The following is a 24,579-nucleotide window of genomic DNA, read 5'->3' as shown; positions in this document are numbered from 1 at the left end:
CTGTCCGGAATGGCGTTGTGTGCAGTATAGCCGCCACGCGGATGACCGCAACGCGCGGTTCAGGAAATGCGCCGCACCGACTCCCGCACCACGAGGCTGAGCTGGGGCACCTCCAGGTCCAGCGGCTCCTGCCCGATCATCCTGACGATCGCCGTGCCCAGGCAGCGGCCGACGTCGAACAGCGGCTGGCGCACCGTGGTCAGCGGCGGCGTCGTGTACATGGAGCTGTGCAGATCGTCGAAGCCGATCACGGAGATATCGTCGGGCACGCGGATGCCGCGCCGGTACAGGGCCAGGCGCGCGCCATAAGCAGTCAAGTCGTTCGCCGCGAAGATGGCGGAGAAGCGCTGCCCCGATTCCAGCAGGCGTTCGACCGCCAGCAGGCCGCCGGATTCCGAGAAGTCCCCGCCCACCAGCAGCGCGGCGCTTTCCTTGATCTTGTGCTTCTTCAGGGTGTCGCGGTAGCCGGCCAGGCGCGCCTGCGCATCCTGGTGGTCCGCGGGCCCGGCGATGAAGGCGATCTGGCGGTGGCCTTGCAGGATCAGGTGCTCGACCGCCTCGCAGGCGCCCCAATAATTGTCGAGGCTGAAGCCGTAGGCCTGCGGCCCCTCCAGCTTGCGGCCGAAGGCGACGATGGGCACCCGCTGCGACAGCTTCAGGATCTGCGCGTCCTTCAGTTTGCCGCTCAGGATGACCAGGCCGTCGACACGGCGCGCGATCAGCAGCTCGATGCGCTCGGCCTCCTCGTCCGCGTGCCAGTGGCCCGACACGATCAGCGGCGCGTAGCCGGTGCCCTGCAGGACGTCGTCGATGCCGGCCATGGCGTCGGCGAAGTAGCCCGACACCAGCGACTGGGTCAGCACGCCGATGGTGCGCGAGCTGCCGGTCTTGAGGTTCCGCGCCAGCACGTTCGGCTTGAAGTTCAGCTTGTCGATCACGCTTTCGATCGCCTTGCGCTTTTCGTCGGAGACCTTGGCGGTGCCGTTCAGGAAGCGCGAGACGGTGGCCGCCGACACGCCGGCGACGCGGGCGACCTCGTGGACCGTGGCGCCGCTGCTCGGGCCTGGGCTGGATGCTTTTCTCATCCGGCCAGTATAGCACCGAACAAGGCTTGCGAAACCGGTTTCAGAAACACGTTCAAATCGGCGCCGATGCAGGCTGCCGGAATGTGCGCCCGCCGGACGCCTTGCGCACCATCTGTTCAACCATCGCGCGGTGCTGCGGCAGGTCGGCCAGCGCCCTGCCCGACATCTGCGCGATCATGCCGAATTCGCGGCGCGCCTCGCCGATCCTGGCCAGGTCGACGGCGCCGGCACGCAGCTTCGTATCGAACTCCATCCCGTACAGCACGTACTGCCAGCTCGAGGGCGGATACATCTCGAGGTCGGTGACGAAATCGAGGCGGTGCGGCGGGCGGCTCTTCCACATCGCCAGTTTGTCGCGCAGAGTCTGCGGGATCGTCGCCGCGTCAACGTTATCCAGCCAGAAGCGCGCGTCGGTCCGCTGGCTCAGGCAGTAATGCAGCTTGATGAAGTCGACGATGCGCGCATAACGCTCGCGCATCAGCGCATTGAACAGGCGCGCGGTGGATTCGAGCACGCCATCATGCGGGAACAGGAAGCCGACCAGGTAGGCGGCGGTTTCGATCAGGCCGATGCCCGAGGATTCGAGCGGCTCGAGGAAGCCGCCGGACAGGCCGACCGCCACGCAGTTCCCGATCCACTGCGTTTCGCGGTAGCCCACTTTCAGTTCGAGCCGGCGCGGCTGCAAGCCTTCCGCCTGCCGGCCGATGTAGTCGCGCAGCACCTGCTCGGCGCGGGCGTCGTCCGTATGCCGGCTCGAATACACATAGCCGATCCCGCGCCGGTCCTGCAGGCCGATGTCCCAGGTCCAGCCGGCTTCGTGGGCCGTCGAAATCGTGCAGGAAGGGATGGGCGCATCCGGCGCTTCGTAGGGAACCTGCAGCGCCATCGCACGGTCGACGAACAGGACATCGCTGACGCTCTTGAAGGGCGAGCTGAGCGCTTCGCCGATCAGGAGCGCACGGAAGCCGGTGCAGTCAACATACAAGCCGGCCGACAAGGCGCCTTGCTCGCGGGTGTGCACAGCCGCGATCGCGCCCTCCCCATCCAGCTCGACCCGCTCGACGTTCGCCTGCACGTGGCGCACGCCCAGCGATTTCGCATGCGCCGCCAGCAGTGCGGCAAAGCGTCCGGCGTCGAAGTGGTAGGCGTAGTTCATCGGTCCCAGGAAGTCACCATCGTGCGGGCGCTTGGGCGCGTGCGCGGCATCGGCGACGCGCTGTTGCATCGTCACCGCCTGGGCGAAAGGCACGCCGGCGCCGGCGTCGCCGTTCAGCCAGTAAGGCAGCAGCTCGAAGCCGCCCGGGCGCTGGCTCGGCTGGCTGAAGGGGTGGAAGTAATGGTCGGCGCCGGGCGCGCCGGGTGCGCGCACCCAGTGGCGGAAGTGCACGCCCTGTTTGAAAGTAGCGTTGCACTCCTTGATGAAGCGCGCCTCGTCGATGCCGATCGCGGACAGTGTGCCGCGGATCGAGGGAAAGCTACCCTCGCCCACGCCGACGATGCCGATCTCCGGCGACTCCACCAGCGTGACGCGCACGCCCTGGGCCTCGCGCGCCGCCAGCGTCTTCGCGAGGAAGCAGGCGGTAAGCCAGCCGGCGGCGCCGCCGCCGACGATCAGGACTTCGTGGATGGGGGAAGCTGGGCGCATCGCGGTCTCCTTGTTCGATGTTGCTTTTTTGTTGATAAAGAGTTTGACATCCAATAATTCATGAATGTACTATGAAATCGATTTCACGAACAATGAAATCGATTGCAGATGCAAATCGCATTCGAAGCCTGATCGCAGCAAAAACGCAGCACAACGATAAAACTCAGGAGACAGTCATGAAGAACACCGCCTGCGCCGGACGGCGCACCCTTACGCCCATCCAGCTTGCCATCCTCACCTTCTGCGCCGGCTTCAATGCCGCCGCCCATGCACAGAGCGCCGAGCCGTCCGCGCCGGCCGCCCAGGCCAGCGACAGCGGCAAGATCGCCGAAGTGATCGTGACCGCGACCAAGCGTTCGACCTCGCTGCAGAAGACCCCGATCGCGATCACCGCCCTGAACGCCCAGACCCTCGAAGACAACCACGTGCAGACCCTGCTCGACGTGGTCAACCTCGTGCCTGGCTTCCAGGCCACCGGCCAGGGCGACCACGGCGTCACCACCATGACCCTGCGCGGCATCGGCAACGACAGCGCCAAGACCGAATACGCAGATCCGGAAGTCGCTACTTTTGTGGATGGCATCTACTCGCCGCGTCCGGAAGGCGCCACCGCCCTGCTGTTCGACCTCGACGCCATCGAAGTCCTGCGCGGTCCGCAAGGCACGCTGTGGGGCCGCAACTCCACCGTCGGCGCGGTGAACATGCAGACCGCCAAGCCTGTCCTCGGCAGCAAGAGCGGCAGCGTGGAAGCCGGCCTCGGCGACTACCGCCGCTACGGCGCGCGCGGCGCATTCAACATCCCGCTGGGCGAGACCGCCGCGCTGCGCATCGCCGCCGTCCACGAGCAGCACGACGGCTATGTCGACTACCAGGCCTTCAATGTCCCCTCGCTGGCCGATCAGCGCGCGGCCTGGAAGGCTTCCGGCGGCGCCGACGCCGCCTTCCAGCCGATCAATCCCAACCTGTTCGTGCGCACCGGCCCCAAATACAGCGCCCAGGACCAGACCGCGGCGCGCATCTCCTTCCTGTGGCAGCCGAGCAGCCAGCTGCGCTGGAACATCGCCTACGAGCGCTTCACGGACCGCGGCACGCCGTCGATGAACCTGATGCAGACGCCGCGCGCCGGCCAGGACTTCTGGTCGGCCCTGATCGACACCGCGCCCACCCTGAAGCGCGATTCGGATTCGGTCCGCTCGCGCCTGGAATACCAGCTGAATCCCGACATGCAGCTGACCTATATCGCCGGCTGGTCCAAGTTCGACGGCTCCTCGACCTTCGACCAGGACGCCGGCGCCGACCTGCCGACGAGCTTCTCGACCGGCGGCAACCACCAGGAAAACAACACCGTCTATTCGCACTACACCAACTACAGCCACGAAGTCGAGCTGCAGTCGCTGGGCAGCCGCGAGATCGACTGGCAGCTCGGCCTCTATTACGGCGCCGAGGACAACGGCATTCGCTTCGATATCCCGATCATGAACGGCACCCAGCAGGGCACCGTGGGCTGGCAGGGTTCCTTCATCCAGCCGAAGGAAACCGTCAAGTCCTCGGCCGCCTTCGGCCAGGCGACCTGGAACCTTGCGAACAACCTGCACCTGACCGGTGGCGCGCGCTACACCCACGACAAGCGCACCAACGAAGGCGGCAACGGCTATACCTGGGATTCGAAGGCGGTCGTGCCGCAGGTGCCGCTCTCGCCCAACATCGATCCGACCAAACCCGGCCAGGGCTACAACCCGAACGTGCCGTCCAATACCGGCGAATTCAATGGCCACAAGTGGACCGGCCTGCTGCGCCTGGGCTATGACATCGACCGCTACAACATGGTCTACGCCAGCCTGTCCACCGGCTACAAATCCGGCGGCCTGCAGGATGGCGGCCGCCCCTACTTTGATGAAACCCTGACCAACTACGAGGTGGGCAGCAAGAGCAGCTTCATGGGTGGCAAGCTGCTGGTGAATAACGCGATCTTCTTCGAGAAGTTCCGCGGCTTCCAGTTCAGCTCTCCGATCACGAATGCGGACGGCACCCGCGGCCTCGCTACCGAGAATGCGGACGGCGCAAAGATCTACGGCCTGGAGTCGGAGATCACCGCCAGGATCACCCCGGACGACCGCATGATGCTGGCCCTGACCTTCACCCCGCACGCCAAGCTGGGCAAGCTGACCGGCGGCTCGAACGACTACACGCTGCCGCCCTGCCCCGCCACCAACGGCACCACCACCTGCCTGGACGTGACCGGCCACAGCATGCCGCACACGCCGAAGTTCATGGCCCAGCTGCAGTACCAGCACGTGTTCCGCCTCGGCGAAGGCACGACCCTGGCCCCGCGCATCTCGGCCCACTACGAAACCGAGTCAACGCTGTCGGTGTTCGACCTCGGCGCGGAAGACCGGCAGAAGGCCTACGGCCGCGCCGACGTCGGCCTGCGCTACACCCGCGACAAGTGGTGGCTCGACCTGTTCGTGCGTAACGTCAGCGACGAGAAGATCAAGACCAGCGCCTTCAACCCGGGCCCGCACGCGATCTGGCTGGCCCAGTACCAGCCGCCGCGCACCATCGGCTTCAACACCGGCATCGACTTTTAAACGACCATGATTCAATCCATGCACTTCCCTGCCAACTTCACCTGGGGCGTCGCCACCAGCGCGTTCCAGATCGAAGGCGCCTCGCGCGCCGACGGCAAAGGCGTCTCGATCTGGGACAGCTTCTGCCGCACGCCCGGCACCATCGAGGACCGCAGCAACGGCGACGTCGCCTGCGACCACTACCATACCTACAGGGAGGACGTAGCGCTGATGGCCGCGCTGGGGGTGGACGCCTACCGCTTCTCGATGGCCTGGACGCGCGTGCAGCCGGACGGCAAAGGTGCATGGAACGAGCAAGGCTTCGACTTCTACAAGCGCCTGATGGATGCGCTGCAGGACAAGGGCATCGCGCCGCACCTGACCCTGTATCACTGGGACCTGCCGCAAGGCCTGCAGGACGATGGGGGCTGGCTGTCGCGCGACACCGCCCACCGTTTCGCCGACTATGCCGGGGAGGTGGCGCGCCGCTTCGGCGACCGCCTGGTGACGATCGCGACCCACAACGAGCCCTGGTGCACGGCCAATCTCGGCTACGGCAACGCCCAGTTCGCGCCCGGCGTGGCCGATAAAAAGCAGGCGGTCCAGGTCTCGCACCACCTGCTGCTCTCGCACGGGCTGGCGATGCAGGCGATGCGCGCGACCGGCACGAAAGCGGAGCTGGGCATCGTACTGAACCAGTGGACCGCCGATCCGGCCACCGATTCCGAAGCCGACCGCGCGCTGGCGAAGCTGGAATGGGCGCGCTCGGTCCAGTGGTTCATGGACCCGATCTTCAAGCGCCGCTATCCGGAGCTGGCTCTCACCCACCACGGCGCCGACGCGCCGGAGGTCCATGAGGGCGACTTCGACATCATCGCCCAGCCGCTCGATTTCCTGGGCGTGAACTACTACCGCCGCGAGGTCATGAGCGCCGAAGTCCCGCCGCGCAAACCGGAAGGCGGCCAGGGCTTTACCGACATGGGCTGGGAGATCTACCCGCAAGGCCTGACCGAGCTGCTGCTGCAGCTGAAGGCCGAGTACGGGCTGCCGCCCATCTACATCACCGAAAACGGCATGGCATCGAGCGACCATGTCGAGGCCGGCGAAGTGCAGGACCCGGTGCGCCTGGAGTACATCCGCAGCCACCTGACGGCCCTGAAGGCGGCGATGGACCAGGGCGTGGACGTGCGCGGCTACTTCCTCTGGAGCCTGCTCGACAACTTCGAGTGGAACTCGGGCTACACCAAGCGCTTCGGCATCGTCTACGTGGATTACGCGACCCAGGCCCGCATCCCCAAGGCCAGCGCGCTGTGGTACCGCGACTTCCTCGCTGGCCAGCGTCGTTCGCGGCACGCCGCCTGAACACCATGGAACGCGACGACTACCCTGACGGCCCGCGCCTGCTGGCCGACATCGGCGGCACCAACGCCCGCTTCGCCCTGGAGCGGGCGCCCGGCCACATCACCGACGGCGCGACCCTGGCCTGCGACGGCCACCCGCGCTTCATCGATGCGGTGCGCGCCTACCTGCGCCGGCATCGCCGCGTACGCGTCAGACACGCGGTGGTGGCGATCGCCAATCCGGTCGAGGGCGACTTCATCCGGATGACGAACCACCACTGGCAGTTCTCGATCGAGGAGGCGCGCGAAGACCTCGGCCTGGACACGCTGCTGGTGGTGAACGATTTCGCGGCGCTGGCGATGGCGGTGCCGGACCTGGCGGCCGCCGACCTGGTGCAGGTGGGCGGCGGCGCGACGCGTGCCGGCGCCGTGATCGGCGTGCTGGGCGCCGGCACGGGTCTGGGCGTGGCCGGCCTGGTGCCGGCCTGCCACGATCCGGTTGGCTGGACGGTGCTGCAGAGCGAAGGCGGCCATGTCGCTTTTTCGCCGGCCGACGAGCGCGAGCAGCGTATCCTGTCCTTCTGCTGGCAGCGCTATCCGCATCTCTCGGCCGAGCGCCTGATCTCCGGACCGGGCCTCAGCCTGATCCACGAAGCCCTCGGGTGCCGGCGCGGGGCGGCGCAGCAGGCCGTGAATCCTGCGCTGGTGGTCGAACGCGGCCTGGCCGGCGACCCGCTGTGCCGCGAGACCCTGGAGGTCTTCTGCGGCATGCTGGGCACCATGGCCGCCAACCTCGCGGTCACTCTGAGCGCGCGCGGCGGCATCTACATCGGCGGCGGCGTGGTGCCCCGCCTGGGCGCCTGGTTCGCGGACTCGCCCTTCCGTGCCCGTTTCGAGCACAAGGGCCGCTTCTCCAGCTTCACGGCGCAGATCCCCTGCTTCGTAATCCATGCGCCCACGCCTGCCTTGTCGGGCGCGGCCACCATGCTGGCCAAACAGCTAGGGGCGCGTCCCGCCCGCATGGAAGGAGGCCACCATGCCTACGCGTGAACCGGCAGGCGCGCGCCGCTCGCCCCTGCTGTGGGTCCCGACCGGCTACTTCACGATGGCGCTCGGCTACACCATGCTGTGCAGCGTCACCGCCATCATGTTCAAGAATCTGGGCATGGACAACGGCCGCGCCGCGGCCTACTCGAGCATGCTGATCCTGGCCTACACGATCAAGCCGCTGTTCGCGCCCATCGTCGAGATGTACCGGACCAAGAAGTTCTTCGTGCTGTGCGCGCAGCTGCTGATCGGCCTGGGCTTCGCCGGCGCCGGCCTGGCCATGGGCCTGCCCGACTACATGACAGTCCTGCTGCCCTTGTTCTGGCTGATGTCCTTCATCGGCGCCACCCAGGACATCGCCAGCGACGGCGTCTACGTGACCTCGCTCGACAGCCGTGCGCAATCGCTGTACTGCGGGGTGCAGAGTCTTTCATGGAACATCGGCCCCATCGTCGCTTCCGGCTTCCTGGTCTACCTGAGCGGGCGGCTTCACGCGGACGTGTTCCACCACGACCCGCGCGTGTTCGGCCAGGCCTGGATGGACGCCTGGCGCGTGATCTTCTTCATCGTGGCCGGCATCACCCTGGCGATGGCGCTGTGGCATACGCGCTTCATGCCCGAGGGCGCGCGCGCCGCGCACACGCCAGCCGACATGCAAGGCGCATGGCGCATCCTGCGCGATTCATTCGTCACCTTCTTCCGGAAGCCGGGCGTGTGGAAGATGGTGGCCTTCGCCTTCCTGTTCCGGCTCAGCATCGGCTTCCTCGAAAAGATCGGGCCCTTCTTCATGGTCGATGCGGCGGCGCGCGGCGGGCTCGGGCTGTCGAACGAGCAGTTGGGCATCGTCTACGGCACCTATGGGCTGGCGGCGGTGCTGGTGGGCTCCCTGCTGGGTGGCTGGTTCGTCGCGCGCCGCGGCTTGAAGCGCACGCTGTTCCTGCTGTGCTGCGCGGTGAACATCCCGAACGTGACCTTCCTGGCGATGAGCATGGTCCTGCCTTCCAGCCTGCTGGCCATCACGGCCGGCGTCGTGATCGAGAAGTTCTTCTTCGGCTTCGGCTCGGTGGGCTTCATGATCTACCTGATGCAGCAGCTGGCCCCCGGCCCCTACGCCACCACCCATTACGCCTTCGGCACCGGCCTGATGGGCCTGTGCGGCATGGTGACGGGCGTGCTGAGCGGCCACCTTCAGGAGATGATGGGCTATGTTTCCTATTTCGTGTTCGTGATGGTGGCGACCATCCCTTCTTTCCTGGCCTGCTGGTTCGCGCCCTTCCACCTCGACGACGGTTTCAACGGCAAGCAGGACGAGCTCAGATCGGATCCGTCGCCAGCTTCGAGCGCCGCACCGGCGCCTTGAGTCCGTAGCGCTGCGCCGACTGCCGCACCAGCTGCTCGAACCAGGGCGGCGCGTCCGGCGCGATCACGATGCTGCGCAGCAGGCGCGTGGCATCGATGGGAATCACGATTCCGGAGTGAACACCCTCCGGAATCGGACCGTGTCCGGTACGGTCGATGATCACGCGGACTTCCTTCTCGTACTCGTAGGCCTTGGTCTTGTAGGCGAAGATGCGCGCGTAGTCGGGCGAAACGTCCAGCTTGGGATCGCTCCAGTGCTTGACGTATTCGACCCGCGCGATCGTGATGTCGTGATCCGTCTCCACGCCTTTCAGGGTGCCGGCCAGCTGGCCCACGGTGGTCGTCAGCGCCACCGCGCACTCCGACTTGCCGTACAGCGCCCACATGGCGGCGCTGTCGTCCTGGCTGCGATGCCAGCAATTGATGAAAACGGACTCGCGCATGCGCCGCTTGAACTGTTCGTAGGTGTAGTCGATCTCACCCTTGGCATAGGCGTCGCTGATCTGTTGCCGCAGCGAGGGCGTGAACGCGCCTTCGAACTTGTCACTGAAGTGGTCGGCTCGGCAGAAGAACAGGGTCGAATTTTCGAAGAAATCGAAGAGCTTGGCTGCGTCCAGGTAGCGCCACAGAACGGTGTCCTGCCTCAACTGCTCGTTGATTTTTGGCTCAATGAAATTTCTTGCTTCGAGCTTGTCCATTTGTGCGATTGTAGTGCCGATGTCCCCGCCTCCGCATGCCGGGTGGCCCCCATGCGTGCGCTTGTAGGACCATGCCTTAAGAAGGGATAGGGATTGATGGCGCCACCCGCCGTATAGATGCCGTAATGCAGGTGCGGCGGCGTGGTCGCGGCGTTGCCGGTGTTGCCGACATAGCCGACGATCTTGCCGGCATCGATGCGCATGCCGGCGTGCACGTCGCCGTAGCTGTCGAGATGGGCGTAGTAGTGGCGCTGCCCGCCCGGACCCAGCACCCACACCACCTGGCCGCCCAGCCGGTTGGTGCCGACGCGCATCACGATGCCTTCGGTGGCCGCCAGCACCGGCGTGCCGCGTCTGGCGAAGATGTCGATGCCTTCGTGCTTGCGGCCCCCGCTGCGCGCCCCGCCCCAGGTGTCGGCCAGGAGCGAGGGCGTGACGCCGGCAACCGGCACCGGCAGCGCGAGCGGGGCCGGCATCGCGCCCAGCCGGATCGCGTAGACGAGGTTTTCCACCCACGGCCGCAGCAGGCCTTCGAGGGCAATCAGGGCGACGGCAAGCGCCAGGCAACGCAGCAAGGTTCGCATGCGCCGCAGATGGGGACATCTGTGCCAGAATCAAAGCATGGAAACCGTCGCCACCATCGGCCATTCGAACCGCAGCATCGAGGAATTCATTGCTCTGCTGAAGCAGAACGGGATCGCCTGCGTGCTCGATATCCGCACCGTGCCCAAGTCGCGCCACAATCCGCAGTTCGGCCAGGACCAGTTGCCCGCTTCGCTGAAGGCGGCCGGCATCGAGTACCGCTACCTGGCCGGCCTGGGCGGCCTGCGGCGTCCGCGCCCGGACTCGCCCAACGCCGGCTGGCGCAATACCTCTTTCCGCGGCTACGCCGACTACATGCAGACCGAGGAATTCGCGCAGAACGTCGACACCGTCGTCGAGCTGGCGGAGCACACCCGCTGCGCCCTGATGTGCGCCGAAGCCGTGCCCTGGCGCTGCCACCGCTCGCTGGTGGCGGACGCCCTGCTGGTGCGCGGCATCCCGGTCGAGGAAATCATCGGCCCGCAAAAGCCGAAGCCGCACAAGCTCACCAACTTCGCGCAGGTCGACGGCACCCGCATCACCTACCCGTCCGACACCCAGCGCCAGCAGGAGATGCAGGGCAGCCTGGGGTTTTGACGCTTGGAGCGCGCTCTCAGTCGGGCATGGCCTGCAGGTTGGCGCGCACCCGGGCCAGCAGGTCCAGCAGCGCGCCCTGCTCCTGTGCCGTGAAGCCCTGCAGGGCCGCTTCCTTCAGCCTGCCGTCATTGCTGTGCAGGGCGGCGTGCACGGCCCGTCCCTGTTCCGACAGGTACAGGTGCGCGCTGCGGCGGTCGGCCTCGTCGGCCCGGGCTTCGAGCAGGCCACGCTCGCGCAGGGCGCGGATCTGGCGCGCCACCTGCGCCTTGTCGCGGCCGGAGTGCGCCACCAGTTCGCTCTGCGTGGCGCCCGGATGGCGGGCGAAGAAGCCCAGCGCCTTGACTTCCATGTGGGCCAGGTCGTTGGGGCCGTCGCGCAGGCTGCGGTGCTGGGCCGAACGGTAGAGATGCATGATGGCATGCATGGTCTCGAGCACGTCGTCGACGGGCTTTTGGTTGACTTGATCAACTTGTTTCGGCATAATGGGTGATATTATCAACTAGTTTGGAGCAATGATGACGCACGAAGTACAAGCTGCCGCCGGCAGCGCCCCGCTGGTCCAGCGCGTCCGCCACGAACTCAAGCTGCGCGACCTCGAAGTGACTGCCGTCGACAGCCTCTCCCCCGGTTTCGTCGCCATCACCTTCAAGGGCGAGGCGCTGGCCGACTTCACTTCCCTCGGCTTCGACGACCACGTCAAGCTGATGTTCGGCGAGCCCGGCGAAGGACAGGCGCGGCGCGACTATACCCCACGGCGCTTCAGCCGGGAAGCGCGCGAGCTGGTGATCGAGTTTGCGCTGCATGGCACAGGCGCGGCGTCCGACTGGGCGCGCGCGGCGAAACCTGGCGACCGACTGCTGGTCGGCGGTCCGCGTGGATCGATGATCGTCCCTTTGGAACTGGGCTGGCATCTGCTGGTGGGCGATGACACTGCCTTGCCGGCGATTTCGCGCAGGCTGGAAGAGCTGCCGGCGGGGAGCCGGGCTTTCGTGCTGGTGCTGGCCGGCGAAGCGGACCGCCGCAGGTTTGCGGGGGCTGCGCAGGCGGAGCTGCGGTGGATGTCGTCCAATGACGAGTTATTGGCCGCGCTGCGGGCTTTGTCCTTGCCCGCAGCCGAAACAGGTTTCGCCTGGGGCGGCGGCGAGGCTGGCCTGATGGCGCAGGTGCGGCAGGTGCTGCTTGAAAAGGGGGTGCCGAAGCAGCATATGCGGGTATCGGCTTACTGGAAGCGGGGGGTCGCCGACCATCACGAGGATTTGTAAACGTCATTCTCGCGAAAGCGGGAACGACGGCTTGTAAGCAGCCCATCCCGATCCAGCTCGAAACGATCAAAATCCCGCGCCAAGAACAGCTCGCCTCCATACACCTCCCGCGCTTCCTCTTCGACCTCGCGAATCGACGGCGAACCCTCCCCGTCCTGGTAACGCGGACTGAAATGCGTCAGCACCAGGTTCGGCACCCCGGCCGCCGCCGCAGCCGATGCCGTCATGCGCGCGGAGCTGTGCTGCGGCCCCGGTCCCACTTTCTGCAGCACGGCCTCCGTGTAGGTCGCCTCGTGGATCAGCACTTCGGCGTCGCGCGCTTCCTCGATCAGCAGATCCGGGCGGTCGTTGTCGCCGCCGACGATCAGCTTCCTCGGCTTGCGCCCCGGGAGCAGCCAGTCCTGCGGCCGCAGCACGCGGCCGTCGGCCAGCACAACTTCGCGGCCGTGCTGCAATGCGCCCCAGGCTTCGCCGCGCGCCACGCCGCCCGCCTCCAGCCTGGCCGTATCGAGCTTGCGTTCCACCTGGCGCTCCGTAAAGCTGTAGGCCCAGCAAGGCATGCGGTGCGACAGCGCGGTCGCGCGCACGACCAGGTCCGGCAGCACCTCCACTCCCTCGAGCTCCGTTACGTTGACGAACTCGATGGGAAAAGGCAGACCCAGCTCCGTGGTCGCCATCACACCCTCGATGAAAGGCCGCAGCGGCGCCGGTCCGACCAGAGTCAGGGACGCAGTGCGGTTCATCATGCCGGCGCTGGCCAGCAGGCCGGGCAAGCCGTAGCAGTGGTCGCCGTGCATATGGGTGATGAAGATGGCGGCCAGGTCGTTCAGCGACCAGGGCGTGCGCAGGATGCGGTGCTGGGTGCCCTCGCCGCAATCGACCAGCGACCAGTGGCGCGCCGCACGCGAGGCGCCCAGCGAGCGCAGCGCCAGCGCCAGCGCCGTCACGTTGCGGGACCTGCTCGGGGTGCCGGATGAGGTGCCGAGGAACTGGAATTCCATGCTGGTGGTTCTCCTGCGCAGAAGTGGCGACGGCCTCATTATCCCGCATGCGCGGCCCGCGCCGGTTCCGGTTCGCGCCTTCGACGGCCGGTTTCGCGCCCTTCCAGCCCGGCTTCGTCGCATCCCGTCTTGCCGCCGGACGCGCGGCTGGGCACAATGCCCGCATGACAAGCCTCATCGATACCATGCCGCCGCGCCCGGCCCTGCCGCAGCGCCTGCACCGCTTCCTCAGGGACCTGCGCCTGGCCGCCTTCTACAGCGCGCTGACCGGGGTCCTGATCACGCTGGTCGAAGGCAACCCGCAGATCCTGTCCAGCCAGATGATCTACTCGACCTGCATCGGCAGCATCGCCGCCGTCATCGTCGACGGCGCCCGGCTGGCGTTATGGGACGATCCCTCGCGCCGCCGCCACATGTGGCCGCCCTTCATCGCCATCATCGTGCTGGCGGCGCCGGTGGCGCATTACTGCGGCATCGTGCTGGGTGCCCTGCTGCAGGGCGACACGCCGCCCAGCCTGGCCAACTACCCGAACCCGCGCCAGATCAGCATGATCCTGTTCTCGATGCTGTGCATCGCCGCCTTCTCGCTGGTGATCGTCAGCCGCGAGCGGCTCGAGCGCATCAAGCTGGAGCGCGGCGAAGCCCTGCTGCGCGCCGAAGCCGTCGAACGCCAGGCGCTGCAGGCCCAGCTGCGCCTGCTGCAGGCCCAGATCGAGCCGCACATGCTGTTCAATACCCTCGCCAACCTGCAGGGCCTGATCGCCATCGACCCGCAGCAGGCCAGCCGCATGCTGGACCAGTTGATTCAATACCTGCGCGCCACCCTGAGCGTCTCGCGCATGGAAACCACCACGCTGGACCACGAATTCGCCGCTCTGGAGGCGTATCTCGGCCTGATGGCGGTGCGCATGGGTGCGCGCCTGTCGTATCGCTGCAGCCTGCCGGAGGCCTTGCGCGGCGCACGCCTGCCGACCATGCTGCTGCAGCCGCTGGTCGAAAACGCCATCGTCCACGGGCTCGAGCCGAAGATCGACGGCGGCATGGTCAGGATCGAAGCCGCGCAACATGACGACAAGCTCGAAATCACGGTCTGCGACACCGGGCTCGGCCTGACAGGCGCCGGCGCGCGCGAGGGCGGCGGCGTCGGCCTGTCCACCACCCGCGAACGCCTGCAAGTGCTGTACGGCGAGCGTGCCGGCATCGACCTGCAGCCCTCCCCGCCGCAAGGCACCCTGGCCCGGCTCACCCTTCCCCTGGAGTTCGCATGAACGCTTCCCGCCCCATCCGCGCCTTGATCGCCGAGGACGAACCCATCCTCGCCGCCATCCTCGCCCAGTCGCTGCAGCGCCTGTGGCCCGGGCTCGAGATCGCCGCCACCGCGCCGAACGGCCTGGCCGCGGTCGAGCAGGCGCTGGCCCTGCGCCCCGAGGTCCTCTTCCTCGACATCAAGATGCCCGGCCAGAGCGGGCTGGAAGCGGCCGAGGAGCTGGCCGAGCGCTGGGACGGACCGCAGCCTTTTCCGGAAATCGTGTTCGTGACCGCCTACGACGACTATGCGCTGAAGGCCTTCGAGCAGGCCGCCGCCGACTACGTGCTGAAGCCGGTCAGCGACGAACGCCTGCGCCGCACCGTAGAGCGCCTGCAGCTGCGCCTCGATGTGCGCCAGGATGGCGGCGGGCTGGCCCGACTGGTCGAGCAGATGCGCGCCCTGCTGCCGCAGGCATCCGCGCCGGAACGCCTGAGCACGATCCGCGCGGCCGTCGGCAATGTGGTACGCGTGATCCCGGTGCAGGACGTGGTCTATTTCCAGGCGCTCGACAAATACGTCAACGTCGCCACCGCCGACAGCGACGCCCTGATCCGCCTGCCGCTGAAGGAACTGATGGCCCAGCTGGACCCGCTCCAGTTCTGCCAGGTCAGCCGCAGCAGCATCGTCAACATGCGGCAGGTGGCCAGCGCCAGCCGCGACGAGACCGGCAAGCTGAGCCTGGCGCTGCGCGGGCGTAGCGACCGGCTGAAGGTCAGCCCGCTGTTTGCGCATTTGTTCAAGCAGATGTAAAAATACTTAATACAAAGGCTATTGGTTTTGTTATCATTCCGCGCTTCACCCGCAATACTCTCGGTCGCGCATGAAGCTCCTCGTCAAAATCAATCTGGGCCTGGTCGCCGTCTTCGGCGTCGGCTTTCTCGCCACCGGCTTCTTCACCCGCCAGGTCCTGCAAAAGAACGCGGAAGAAGAAGTCATCGGCAGCGCGCGGCTGATGATGGAATCGGCGATGGCGGCGCGCAGCTATACCACCGGCGAGATCAAGCCCCTGCTCACGCCGCAGCTGCTGAAGACCTTCCTGCCCCAGACCGTACCTTCCTACGCGGCTACCCAGAGCTTCGCAGCCCTGCACAAGTCGAATCCCGACTACTCGTACAAGGAAGCGACCCTGAACCCGACCAACCCGCGCGACCGCGTGGTGGACTGGGAAGCGGACGTGGTGCAGCGCCTGCGCGACCATCCTGACACCAAGGAATTCATCGGCCAGCGCAACAGCGAATCCGGCCCCTCGCTCTACCTGGCGCGCCCGATCCGCATCAACGACGCGCAGTGCCTGAGCTGCCACAGCACACCGGCCGCAGCGCCGGCCAGCATGGTGGCCCTGTACGGCTCGAACAATGGCTTCGGCTGGAAGCTGGGCGAAGTGATCGGCAGCCAGATCGTCTCGGTGCCGCTGGACGTGGCGATGCGCAAGGCCGACCGCACGGTGAACATGATCATGACCGGCTTCGCCCTGTCCTTCGGCGCCCTGCTGCTGTTCGTGAACGCGGTGATGTACTGGCTAGTGCTGCGGCCGATGCGGCGCATCGCCCGCATCGCGGACGCGGTGAGCGAAGGCCGCCTTGACGTCGAACCCTTCCCGAAAGGCGGCAGCGACGAGCTGGCGGTGCTCAGTACCGCCTTCACGCGCATGCGCCGCAGCATGGAAAAAGCCCTCGCCCTTCTGGATTGAACACTGCTGGATTGAACCATGGCCTACGACGTCTTCCTCAGCCACTCCCATGTCGACAAGAGCCACGCCGACGCGATCTGCCACTGCCTCGAACGCGCCGGTGTGCGCTGCTGGGTGGCGCCGCGCGACATCCGGCCCAGCGAGGACTGGGCCGAAGCGATCATCAACGGCATGGACCAGTGCCGCATCCTGCTGCTGATCTTCTCGTCCAGCTCCAACAACTCGCCGCAGGTGCGCCGCGAAGTCGAGCGGGCGGTGAACAAGGGCCTGACCATCTTGCCCTTCCGCATCGAAGCGGTGGCGCCGTCCAAGAGCCTCGAATACTTCATCAGCACCCAGCACTGGCTGGACGCCTTCGGCCGCGACCTCGACGCCAGCCTGGCGGAGCTCAGGCATTCCGTGACCGCCGTGCTGGGCGCGCCCACGCGCGATGAGGCGGCGCCGGCGCCGTCCGCCCCCATCGTGGTGCCGGCCGCTGCCGCCCCGATCCACATCGCCGCGCGTTCGCTGCAGCCGGCCGAGCAGGAACCGGTGGCCCTCGAACTGGCCCGCATCCTCGGCCCGATCGCGCGCCAGCTGGTCAAGCGCGCGGCCCTGCCCGGCCGCAACCGCCAGGACGTGATCGCCGCGGTGGCGCTGGAGATCGACGACGCGGCCGAGCGCAAGCAGTTCCTGACCCGCTGCAGCGCTCAGTCCAATTAAGAACCTCACCCGCAGTCCATCCATGTCCGACACCGCCATCCGCTGCCGCAGCGCCGGCCGCATCCGCAATTTCTTCCGCAAACGCGTCCTGCTGGCCGGCTGGCAGGCGCACGAGCTGCCGGCCGCGCCGTCCCAGGACGCCAGCCAGGCGCTGCTCGGGCGCCTGATCGGACCGGGCCTGCTGCAGCGCCTGACCGGCGCCCTGATCGAGTCCGACACGCTGGCGCAGCGCATCGGCGGCTGCGCACGCGACGCCTACACCGTGCTGTACGGCTGCGCGGCGCTGGCGGTGCTGCTGGCGGCATGGGGTGTCGCTACCGAATCCGAAACCCTGCGCCTGCTAGTATCGGTGGCGGAACTGGGCACGCTGGTGGTGCTTTTCCTCACCTTCCGCAACGCCCACCGCGTCAACTGGCACGAGCACTGGCTGGGCCTGCGCTTTCATGCGGAATTCCTGCGCTGCCTGCCGGTGCTGGTGGCGCTCGACCAGGAACGCGCGCCGCTCTGGCTGCACGGCCGCGCCCAGCAGGCGCTCGATGCGGAGGATAAAGCCCTGCCGCCCCACCTGGCGGCCCTGTCCGGCCACCAGCACGCCAGCGTCGACGCGCGCGCCGCCGCGCACGAGCGCGAACGGCACCAGGTCCGCGCCGCCCTGCTGGCGCAGCTGGACCGCGTCTGCCGCGACGACGAGTGGACCTACACCACGACCGCGCTGGAATATGCGCGCCAGCTCGCGCGCCAGCAGCTGCGCTACCACTGCCGCCGCGCGCAGGAGGAGCAGGCGATCGTGCACCGCGTCCACAGGATTTCGCTGACCGGCTTCGCGGCCACCATCGCGGCGGTGATGGGCCATCTGGTGTGGCATGCGCCGGCGCTGACCATGATCTCGACCGGCGTGCCGGCCTTCGCCGCCTCGCTGCAGGGCTTCACGGCGCAGGAAGAATCGGAGCGCCTGAGCACGTCCTACGGCGCGATGGCGCACCGCCTGGACGCCTGGCTGAACATGCCGCTCGAGCGCGACGCCGGCATCGCCGAGGTGCAGGAACACCTCGCCGGCCTGATGGAACTGCTGATGTCCGAAGTCCATGAATGGCACCGCCTGTTCGGCGAAAAAGGCATGTACCACCTGGGCTGAACATGGCATCCCTGACACCATCGCCGCTCGTGATCGCGGTCAGCGGCCACCGCGCGCTGCACGCGGACGACTGCGCGCGGCTGCGCGCGCAGCTCTCAAGCGCGCTGGCCGAACTCGCGCAGGCGGCGCCGCTGGATTGCCTGTCGCCGCTGGCGGCCGGCGCCGACCAGCTGTTCGCGGAGCAGGTGCTGGACTTGCAGGCGCGGCTCGGCGCCGGACGCGTGCGGCTGCTGGCCCCGCTGCCGATGCCGGAAGCGGCGTATATCGCGAGCCAGGAACAGCCCGGGTCCACAAGCTTCCGGGACAGCTACCTCGCGCTGAGCGGCCGCGCGCAGGCGGTGTTCGAGCTGCCCGCGGATGGCGGCGCGCTCGAGGGCGCCGCCCCCTATGTGCGGCTCGGGGACTACCTCGCCGCGCAGGCGGACCTGCTGGTGGCCGTGTGGGACGGCGACACGAACGCCGGCAGGCAGCCCGGCGGCACCTTCGATGTGCTGATGCGTTACCTGGCGGCGCCCGGACGGACCGTGCTGCATCTGCCGGCACGCCGCGCGGACAGCCTGGTTGCCGCTGCGCGGGCCATGCCGGCCATGCTGGCGCTCGATGCCGCTGGCCGTCTGCAACGCGACGAGGATCCGGGCGCCCTGGCCCGCTGGTTGTCCCGGCCTGCGGCTAGTTGAAGCGCCCGTTACGGCCGCCAAGACTGTAGCGGCCCGCGCCAAGCAGCGCCACCGCCAGCGCACCCGCCAGGTACATGCCCTGCAGCTCGAGCGCCCAGCCGCCCTGCTCGTTCAGGGTGAAGAACTGCTTCGTGTGCACCAGCAGCAGGGCCACGATCATGTTGATCGCCACCACCAGCGCCGCGGGCCGCGTGAACAGGCCGGCCAGGATCAGGAGCGGCGCGACGACTTCGCCGATGTAGACCCCATAGCCGAAAATGCCCGGCAGGCCGGCCTTTTCCAGCATGCCGGTGATGAAGCCGATGCCGCCCGCGAGTTTCGAAAAGCCGTGGAACAGCAGCATGATGGCGAGGACGGCACGCAGCAGCAGCTTGCCGTAGTCCTCCGCCGCTTGCAGGATCGCCTGGGTTTCTTGGGTCGTTTGCATGACAACTCCTTGTGCTTGTTCGGGTTGATCGTCCGGATGGGTGCGTGGCCGTCGACGTTCTCGCGGTAGCTGAACGGTACACCCAGATTCTCGAGGACGGCACGCGGCTGCTGGATGGGCGCTGCATGGGATCGAAGGGCGCCGGTGGCGCCGGCGGATCGATAAGCGGCTTTATCTGAACATATCGCCGTAAGCCCGCGCCCTGGCTTCGGCGACGATATGGTCGACGAAGACCCTCAGCTTGGCGGGCAGGAGCTTGCGGCTCGAATAATAGATCGATAGCGGACGCGTTTCGGCATACCAGGCCGGCAGCACGCGCACGATCTCTCCGCTCCGCAGCAGGGGCAGCGCATGCGGCAGCGGCAGCATGGCGATACCCAGCCCGCAGGCCACGCCCCTGGCGAGCGCCTCGGGATCGTCCATCACGGCCACCGGCTTCGCGTTCGCGATGACCTCGCCGCCCTCCCCGTTCTTGAGTATCCACGGCACCAGCCGTCCGTCCGCGAGCGAACGCCGCAGCAGTCCGCGATGGCGCGCCAGGTCCGCCGGCTCGGCCGGCGCGCCATGCCTGGCCAGGTAGGCGGGCGCCGCGGCCAGCACGATCCTCACCTGCGCCAGCTCGCGCGCCACCAGCCCCTCGGTCAGCTCGATGCCGCCGCCGATGGCGACGTCGTAGCCTTCGGCGATCAGGTCCACCTGGCGGTTATCGAAATGCAGATCCGGCACGATGTCCGGATAGCGCTCCATGAAGCTTTCCAGCATCGGCACGAAATAGGTCCTGCCCACGGCCGGCGCCATCGCCACCTTCAGCGTACCGGCCGGCTTGCCAGCGCCCTGCTGCAATTCCGCCAGCGCGTCGCCGATCTCGATCCACGGCGTGCGCACCTGGCGGTACAGGCGCTCGCCCTCGGCCGTCAGGCTCAGGCTGCGCGTGCTGCGCTGGAACAGCCGCACGCCCAGGCCGGCTTCCAGCCGCGCGACGCTCTTGCTGACGGCGGGCGGCGTGATCCCCAGTCGTCGGGCGGCGGCCGAAAAGCTGCCCTCGTCGGCCGCGGCGACGAAAGCATCGAGGTGGGTGCTGAGCTCGTTCTGCATGCGCTCATTTTAAACCAATGGTTATAGCTGTAGTTGCCGACTGATGACTACCGCAACAATCTGCCGCGACAGATACTTCCCTTACCGATTCTTGGCCAACGAAAGGGAATACACCATGAACACCACTACCACTCTCAAGGGCAAAGTCGCCTTCATCAACGGCGGTTCGCGCGGCATCGGCGCCGCCACCGCGCGCCGCCTGGCGAGCGAAGGCGCGACCGTTGCCATCGGCTACGGCGCCTCGGCCATCGCCGCCGAAGCGCTGGTCGCGGAAATCGAAGCGCGCGGCGGCAAGGCCATCGCCCTCAAGGCCGATGCATCGGACGCGGCGGCGCTGACCCGCGCCATCGACAGCGTGGCCGGGCGTTTCGGCCGCCTCGACATCCTGGTCAACAGCGCCGGCGTGCTGCTGATGGGTCCCGTCGACCAGTTCTCGCTCGAGGACTTCGACAAGACCGTGGCCGTGAACGTGCGCGGCGTGTTCGTCGCAGCGCAGGCGGCAGCCGCGCACATGACTGAAGGCGGCCGCATCATCAACATCGGCAGCACCAATGCCCAACGCATGCCCTTTGCCGGCGGCGCCGTGTACGCGATGAGCAAATCGGCGCTGACCGGCCTGGTGAAGGGCCTGGCGCGCGACCTGGGCGGCCGCGGCATTACCGTCAACAACGTCAGCCCGGGGCCGGTGGACACCGACATGAATCCGGCGCAGGGGGATTTTGCTGCGTCCCTGCATGGCTTGATGGCGCTGCCGCGGCATGGCAAGGCCGAGGAAGTGGCGGGGATGGTGGCTTACCTGGCGAGTGCGGAAGCGGCTTTTGTGACCGGGGCCGACCTGCTGATCGACGGGGGCTTCGCGGCCTGATGGCAGGCGGCCCTGCTCGGCGAGCTCACGAATGCGGCGTGCAAGACTAGGCCGAGCCACGTAGCGTGCGGGTCCGCCTACTCATCTGGGCCTTGCGAAATACTTCGCCGGCGTCGCACCGAAGGTAGCCTTGAACATGGCGACGAAACTGCTCGGATTTTCGTAACCGACGGCAGAGGCGACCAGGCCGACGGGCTCGCCGTTGGCCAGGCGTTCGAGCGCAAGCAGCAGCCGCAGATTGCGGCGCCACGCGCCGAAGCCGACCCCGGCTTCCGCGGCGAACAGCCGGTCCAGTGTACGGTCGCTGGCGCCGACCCGGCGTGCGATGTCCTGCAAGGACAGCAGGTGGCCGGGATCGCCGCGTGCGATCGATGCCGCTTTCATGGCCCTGGCGTCGCGCGGTTCCGGCAAATAGAAGCTGTCCTCTTTCAGGAGGGTCAACTGGTCCAGCAAGACGCGCGCAAGGCGCTCCGCATGGCTGTGCCGTGCGTAATCCCAGGGCGCACAAACCACTGCCAGTATCAGTTCCCGGACCAGCGCCGAGACGTGCAACACCGTGCAACTGCGCCATGGCGGCATGGCGTCGACGTCTTCACGCACGTACACGGTCCGCAGCGAGACCGGCCGCGAATGCGAAAAGCTGTGCGGAATGCCTGGCGGGATCCACAATGCGCGCTGAGGTGGCAATACCCAGCAGCCGTGCGCCGAGCTGACCGTCATCGCACCGCGCACCGCATACATGATCTGTCCAAACCTCTCATGCACATGGACCGCTTCCGAACCTGGCGGATATTCGTGTGACAGGCCAATCACCGGCGCCGTGGCGGCTTCCAGCCTTTTCGGTTCCGACATCGGCATCCCCTGAAATCGCCAGTGTATCCCGACCCGGCCAATCAGGCGCCGGTGGTCTGGAAGTTGGCGGTATTTCGCTAATGAATGTCGAAAAAGCCTTATTCGGCTTCTGCGGATGGCGGCAATAATCGCCTTATCCAACAAGAACATGAATGCCATGGAATCTTCACGTATACAGATGGTCACGATCCTCGGCTCGACGGGATCGGTAGGAACGAGCACACTGCGGGTATTGCGCGAGCATACTGGGCGGTTCAAGGTTTTTGCGTTGACCGGCAACGCAAACATGGAGCGCATGATCGCCCAATGCGCCGAGTTCAGGCCGCGCTTTGCCGCAATGGCGGATAGCCGGGCTGCCGGTGAGGTGCGCGCCGCGCTGGCCGCGATGGGACTGGACACGGCTGTATGTGCCGGCAATGCTGTGATCGCGGAACTGGCGGCATGCGGGGAAGCCGATTTCGTCGTCGCCGGCATCGCCGGCGCCAGCGGCCTGCTGCCGACGGTCGCCGCTCTCAGGGCCGGCAAGCGGATCCTGCTCGCGAATAAGGAATCGCTGGTGATGTGCGGACAGCTGTTCATGGACGAGGCGCGCGCGCACCGCAGCAGGGTCATCCCGATCGACAGCGAACTGAGCGCGATCTTCCAGTGTGTGTCGCCCAGGCTGCAACGGGCGATGGGCCGCAGCGCATGGGACAGGCATGGCTTGACCGGCATCGTCCTGACCGGCTCCGGCGGTCCGCTCAGGACGATGCCACTGGCGGAGCTCGCGCAGGTCACGCCGGCGCAGGCTTGCGCCCATCCGGTATGGCCGATGGGACGAAAGATATCCGTGGACTCGGCCACCATGATGAACAAGGGGCTCGAGTATATCGAGGCGCGCTGGCTGTTCGATGCGCCTGCCGGCCGTATCGAGGTCATGATCCATCCTCAGGCCGTCGTGCATTCGATGGTCAGATTCGTCGATGGCAGCGTCATCTCGCAGATGGGCCTGCCCGACATGTGTTCGCCGATCGCATTCGGGCTCGCCTATCCGGAGCGAATCTCCGCCGGCGTGCCGCCACTGGACTTCGATGGACTGCGTCTGAGTTTTGCGCGGCCCGACCTCGTGCGCTATCCCTGCCTCGGCCTTGCGATCGACGCCTGCGCGACGGGACAGGCCGCAACGACCGCCCTCAATGGCGCCAACGAGACCGCGGTTGCCGCCTTCCTGCGCTCCGCGATCCGCTTCACATCGATCGCCGACGTCAACCGCCAGGTGCTGGACGAGCTCGCAGTGGGCGAGCCTCGCAGCTTCGATGACGTCATCGAAATCGACCTGCATGCGCAAAGGCTCGCATCGCGTGCGATTGCCCGCCTGACGGCATGAGCGATTCCAGCTATCGTATCAGCGCCCAGCCGCGCCGCCTTGGCGGTGGATGGAAGCTGGTCTTGTACGAGCAAGGCGCGGAGATCGGCGGCGCGGCGTTTACGGCGCCGCCGGTATCAACAGCCGAAGCGGGCGCGTGGTGGGAAGGCCTCGGCGAACGACAGCGCCAGGCCTTCATCTCGCGCTACGGTCCCGACCCGCGCATTCCCTACCGGATGCATCTGGAAATCCGCGCCTACCTCGCCGGCATCCAGTCGGCCGGGCTATGGCTGAACAGCGAGCGGGACCGCTCCTACGACATCCTGCCGCTGCCGGAGGCGGATGGAGAAGGCTGGCTGCTCCTGCTGCTCGAAGATGGGGCGGAGATCGACTGCCTTCGCTTTTGCAGCCAGCCAGGCGACCCTTCGGAGATCGACGCCTGGTGGACCGCACTGACGGCAGCGGAGCAGCTGCATTGGCTTGCGATCGCAGGCACGAAAGACCGCGCCGACGCGCACGCCATGTGCATGCTGACCAAAGCCTTCGCCAATGCGGGCGAAGCAGGCGCGGAATGGATCGAAAGGCGGACCTGAGGAAGGGAGCCGCCAGCGGTGCATTGGCTATCCATTGCCCGCTTGCTGCGCAGGGCTGCTCAGAAAAGCCATGATCGCGCCGCCCACGGCCGTTTCGATCTCCTTCGCGCCGAATGCGGCCGGCTTGTCGAGCACCGCGGCATGCACCAGCGCTTCGGTCATGCGCATCACCATCCACGCAGCGAGTTCGAGATTGGCTTGTGCGACTTCGCGCCTGTACTTGGTCAGCAAGGCCAGGACATGGCGATGCACGTCCTTTCCTACCAGTTCGCTGCTTTCCACAAAAAACGGCAGTTCCTTTTCGAGCACGCGATGCAGCGCCGGATCGAGTTCATGCGCGGCGACGGCTGCGCGCACGAATCTCGCAACCGCCGACGCCAGGCCGCCCGTGTCGGATTCAGCCAGCAGCGAACCGAGCGCGCCACTCATGTCCTGTGCATGGCGGGTCTGCAAGGCCACCAGCAATGCTTCCTTGCTCGGAAAGTACTGATAGAGCGAACCGATGCTGATGCCTGCGCGCTGCGCCACCGCATTGGTATTCAGGCCGGCATAGCCGCGCTCGACCAGAATGCGAGCACTGGCGTCCAGAATCGCGTCGACCATCGCGATTGCACGCTTCTGTACAGGGCGCTTGCGGGGCTTGAGGGTGCTGGATTCGTTCATGGGGAAAAGCGAGTTTTCGATGCGAGTAATAGCTCGCATTATA

General features: G+C 66.9%; 25 protein-coding genes. 15 read left to right on the top strand and 10 right to left on the bottom strand.

Annotation, left to right across the window (positions count from 1 at the left end; translation table 11 throughout):
• Positions 1 to 59: 59 nt before the first annotated feature.
• Both LQV39_RS19295 and LQV39_RS19290 read right to left on the bottom strand, forming a co-directional pair.
• Positions 60 to 1,085: a LacI family DNA-binding transcriptional regulator gene (locus tag LQV39_RS19295; protein ID WP_230027760.1), complete on the bottom strand. Its 1,026-nt coding sequence runs from the start codon at positions 1,083 to 1,085 to the stop codon at positions 60 to 62.
• A gap of 52 nt (positions 1,086 to 1,137) precedes the next feature.
• On the bottom strand, positions 1,138 to 2,730 hold the full coding sequence (locus tag LQV39_RS19290) for a tryptophan halogenase family protein (protein ID WP_230027759.1): 1,593 nt from the start codon (positions 2,728 to 2,730) through the stop codon (positions 1,138 to 1,140).
• A gap of 176 nt (positions 2,731 to 2,906) precedes the next feature.
• Between LQV39_RS19290 and LQV39_RS19285 the strand changes: the two genes are divergently transcribed.
• Genes LQV39_RS19285 through LQV39_RS19270 form a run of 4 tightly spaced genes read left to right on the top strand, consistent with a single transcriptional unit; the run spans position 2,907 to position 9,044 of the window.
• Positions 2,907 to 5,318: a TonB-dependent receptor gene (locus LQV39_RS19285; protein WP_230027758.1), complete on the top strand. Its 2,412-nt coding sequence runs from the start codon at positions 2,907 to 2,909 to the stop codon at positions 5,316 to 5,318.
• A gap of 6 nt (positions 5,319 to 5,324) precedes the next feature.
• Positions 5,325 to 6,659 carry a GH1 family beta-glucosidase gene (locus LQV39_RS19280; RefSeq protein ID WP_374199445.1) on the top strand — a complete coding sequence of 445 codons (1,335 nt, stop codon included), beginning with the start codon at positions 5,325 to 5,327 and terminating at the stop codon, positions 6,657 to 6,659.
• A gap of 5 nt (positions 6,660 to 6,664) precedes the next feature.
• Complete coding sequence (locus tag LQV39_RS19275) at positions 6,665 to 7,687, top strand: glucokinase (RefSeq protein WP_230027756.1); 1,023 nt, start codon at positions 6,665 to 6,667, stop codon at positions 7,685 to 7,687.
• Positions 7,674 to 9,044, top strand: a complete 1,371-nt coding sequence (locus tag LQV39_RS19270) for an MFS transporter (RefSeq protein WP_230027755.1) — start codon at positions 7,674 to 7,676, stop codon at positions 9,042 to 9,044. The genes LQV39_RS19275 and LQV39_RS19270 overlap by 14 nt, the downstream gene beginning before the upstream one ends.
• Here LQV39_RS19270 and LQV39_RS19265 read toward each other — a convergent pair.
• Both LQV39_RS19265 and LQV39_RS19260 read right to left on the bottom strand, forming a co-directional pair.
• Complete coding sequence (locus tag LQV39_RS19265; protein ID WP_230027754.1) at positions 8,998 to 9,690, bottom strand: hypothetical protein; 693 nt, start codon at positions 9,688 to 9,690, stop codon at positions 8,998 to 9,000. The genes LQV39_RS19270 and LQV39_RS19265 overlap by 47 nt on opposite strands.
• Positions 9,687 to 10,325 carry a M23 family metallopeptidase gene (locus LQV39_RS19260; RefSeq protein ID WP_230027753.1) on the bottom strand — a complete coding sequence of 213 codons (639 nt, stop codon included), beginning with the start codon at positions 10,323 to 10,325 and terminating at the stop codon, positions 9,687 to 9,689. The genes LQV39_RS19265 and LQV39_RS19260 overlap by 4 nt, the downstream gene beginning before the upstream one ends.
• A gap of 37 nt (positions 10,326 to 10,362) precedes the next feature.
• Between LQV39_RS19260 and LQV39_RS19255 the strand changes: the two genes are divergently transcribed.
• Positions 10,363 to 10,920: a DUF488 family protein gene (locus LQV39_RS19255; protein ID WP_230027752.1), complete on the top strand. Its 558-nt coding sequence runs from the start codon at positions 10,363 to 10,365 to the stop codon at positions 10,918 to 10,920.
• Positions 10,921 to 10,936: 16 nt separating this feature from the next.
• On the opposite strand, the gene LQV39_RS19250 is transcribed toward LQV39_RS19255, so the two are convergent.
• Positions 10,937 to 11,401, bottom strand: a complete 465-nt coding sequence (locus tag LQV39_RS19250) for a MarR family winged helix-turn-helix transcriptional regulator (protein WP_230027751.1) — start codon at positions 11,399 to 11,401, stop codon at positions 10,937 to 10,939.
• A 34-nt stretch (positions 11,402 to 11,435) separates the two neighbouring features.
• Here LQV39_RS19250 and LQV39_RS19245 point away from each other — a divergent pair, with 34 nt between their 5' ends.
• Positions 11,436 to 12,182 (top strand): siderophore-interacting protein, encoded by a 747-nt coding sequence (locus LQV39_RS19245; RefSeq protein ID WP_230027750.1) that lies wholly within the window; start codon positions 11,436 to 11,438, stop codon positions 12,180 to 12,182.
• On the opposite strand, the gene LQV39_RS19240 is transcribed toward LQV39_RS19245, so the two are convergent.
• On the bottom strand, positions 12,167 to 13,183 hold the full coding sequence (locus tag LQV39_RS19240) for a ribonuclease Z (RefSeq protein ID WP_230027749.1): 1,017 nt from the start codon (positions 13,181 to 13,183) through the stop codon (positions 12,167 to 12,169). The genes LQV39_RS19245 and LQV39_RS19240 overlap by 16 nt on opposite strands.
• Before the next feature lie 164 nt (positions 13,184 to 13,347).
• On the opposite strand from LQV39_RS19240, the gene LQV39_RS19235 reads away from it, so the two are divergent.
• The 6 genes from LQV39_RS19235 to LQV39_RS19210 all read left to right on the top strand — a co-directional run bounded on the left by LQV39_RS19235 (position 13,348) and on the right by LQV39_RS19210 (position 18,696).
• Positions 13,348 to 14,451 (top strand): sensor histidine kinase, encoded by a 1,104-nt coding sequence (locus tag LQV39_RS19235; RefSeq protein ID WP_230027748.1) that lies wholly within the window; start codon positions 13,348 to 13,350, stop codon positions 14,449 to 14,451.
• Entirely contained in the window at positions 14,448 to 15,242 is a 795-nt protein-coding gene (locus LQV39_RS19230; protein ID WP_230027747.1) for a LytTR family DNA-binding domain-containing protein, read from the top strand. Before LQV39_RS19235 ends, LQV39_RS19230 begins: the two co-directional genes overlap by 4 nt.
• 70 nt (positions 15,243 to 15,312) lie before the next feature.
• Complete coding sequence (locus tag LQV39_RS19225; protein WP_230027746.1) at positions 15,313 to 16,182, top strand: DUF3365 domain-containing protein; 870 nt, start codon at positions 15,313 to 15,315, stop codon at positions 16,180 to 16,182.
• Between the two features lie 18 nt (positions 16,183 to 16,200).
• Complete coding sequence (locus tag LQV39_RS19220; RefSeq protein ID WP_230027745.1) at positions 16,201 to 16,884, top strand: toll/interleukin-1 receptor domain-containing protein; 684 nt, start codon at positions 16,201 to 16,203, stop codon at positions 16,882 to 16,884.
• Positions 16,885 to 16,906: 22 nt separating this feature from the next.
• The gene (locus tag LQV39_RS19215; RefSeq protein WP_230027744.1) at positions 16,907 to 18,019 is read left to right on the top strand and encodes a hypothetical protein; all 1,113 of its coding nucleotides are present in this window, start codon (positions 16,907 to 16,909) and stop codon (positions 18,017 to 18,019) included.
• A gap of 2 nt (positions 18,020 to 18,021) precedes the next feature.
• Positions 18,022 to 18,696, top strand: a complete 675-nt coding sequence (locus LQV39_RS19210; RefSeq protein WP_230027743.1) for a hypothetical protein — start codon at positions 18,022 to 18,024, stop codon at positions 18,694 to 18,696.
• On the opposite strand, the gene LQV39_RS19205 is transcribed toward LQV39_RS19210, so the two are convergent.
• Together LQV39_RS19205 and LQV39_RS19200 are read right to left on the bottom strand one after the other, a co-directional pair.
• Positions 18,689 to 19,123 carry a DoxX family protein gene (locus tag LQV39_RS19205; protein WP_230027742.1) on the bottom strand — a complete coding sequence of 145 codons (435 nt, stop codon included), beginning with the start codon at positions 19,121 to 19,123 and terminating at the stop codon, positions 18,689 to 18,691. The two genes, LQV39_RS19210 and LQV39_RS19205, sit on opposite strands and share 8 nt — an antisense overlap.
• A 171-nt stretch (positions 19,124 to 19,294) precedes the next feature.
• Positions 19,295 to 20,218 carry a LysR family transcriptional regulator gene (locus LQV39_RS19200; RefSeq protein ID WP_230027741.1) on the bottom strand — a complete coding sequence of 308 codons (924 nt, stop codon included), beginning with the start codon at positions 20,216 to 20,218 and terminating at the stop codon, positions 19,295 to 19,297.
• Between the two features lie 115 nt (positions 20,219 to 20,333).
• Here LQV39_RS19200 and LQV39_RS19195 point away from each other — a divergent pair, with 115 nt between their 5' ends.
• Positions 20,334 to 21,083, top strand: a complete 750-nt coding sequence (locus LQV39_RS19195; protein WP_230027740.1) for an SDR family oxidoreductase — start codon at positions 20,334 to 20,336, stop codon at positions 21,081 to 21,083.
• 81 nt (positions 21,084 to 21,164) lie between these two features.
• Here LQV39_RS19195 and LQV39_RS19190 read toward each other — a convergent pair whose 3' ends face one another.
• Positions 21,165 to 22,094: a helix-turn-helix domain-containing protein gene (locus tag LQV39_RS19190; protein ID WP_230027739.1), complete on the bottom strand. Its 930-nt coding sequence runs from the start codon at positions 22,092 to 22,094 to the stop codon at positions 21,165 to 21,167.
• 13 nt (positions 22,095 to 22,107) lie between these two features.
• On the opposite strand from LQV39_RS19190, the gene ispC reads away from it, so the two are divergent.
• Together ispC and LQV39_RS19180 are read left to right on the top strand one after the other, a co-directional pair.
• Positions 22,108 to 23,301 (top strand): 1-deoxy-D-xylulose-5-phosphate reductoisomerase, encoded by a 1,194-nt coding sequence (gene ispC / locus LQV39_RS19185; protein ID WP_374199447.1) that lies wholly within the window; start codon positions 22,108 to 22,110, stop codon positions 23,299 to 23,301.
• Positions 23,298 to 23,873, top strand: a complete 576-nt coding sequence (locus LQV39_RS19180) for a hypothetical protein (RefSeq protein ID WP_230027737.1) — start codon at positions 23,298 to 23,300, stop codon at positions 23,871 to 23,873. The genes ispC and LQV39_RS19180 overlap by 4 nt, the downstream gene beginning before the upstream one ends.
• Positions 23,874 to 23,900: 27 nt before the next feature.
• Here LQV39_RS19180 and LQV39_RS19175 read toward each other — a convergent pair whose 3' ends face one another.
• Positions 23,901 to 24,536 (bottom strand): TetR/AcrR family transcriptional regulator, encoded by a 636-nt coding sequence (locus tag LQV39_RS19175; RefSeq protein WP_230027736.1) that lies wholly within the window; start codon positions 24,534 to 24,536, stop codon positions 23,901 to 23,903.
• Positions 24,537 to 24,579 lie beyond the last annotated feature (43 nt).

Origin of the sequence: Massilia sp. Bi118 (assembly GCF_918697865.1) — a bacterium.
GTDB lineage: Bacteria > Pseudomonadota > Gammaproteobacteria > Burkholderiales > Burkholderiaceae_D > Telluria.
Note: the sequence above shows the minus strand (reverse complement) of the source record. Positions and strands in the feature narration are given on the sequence as shown.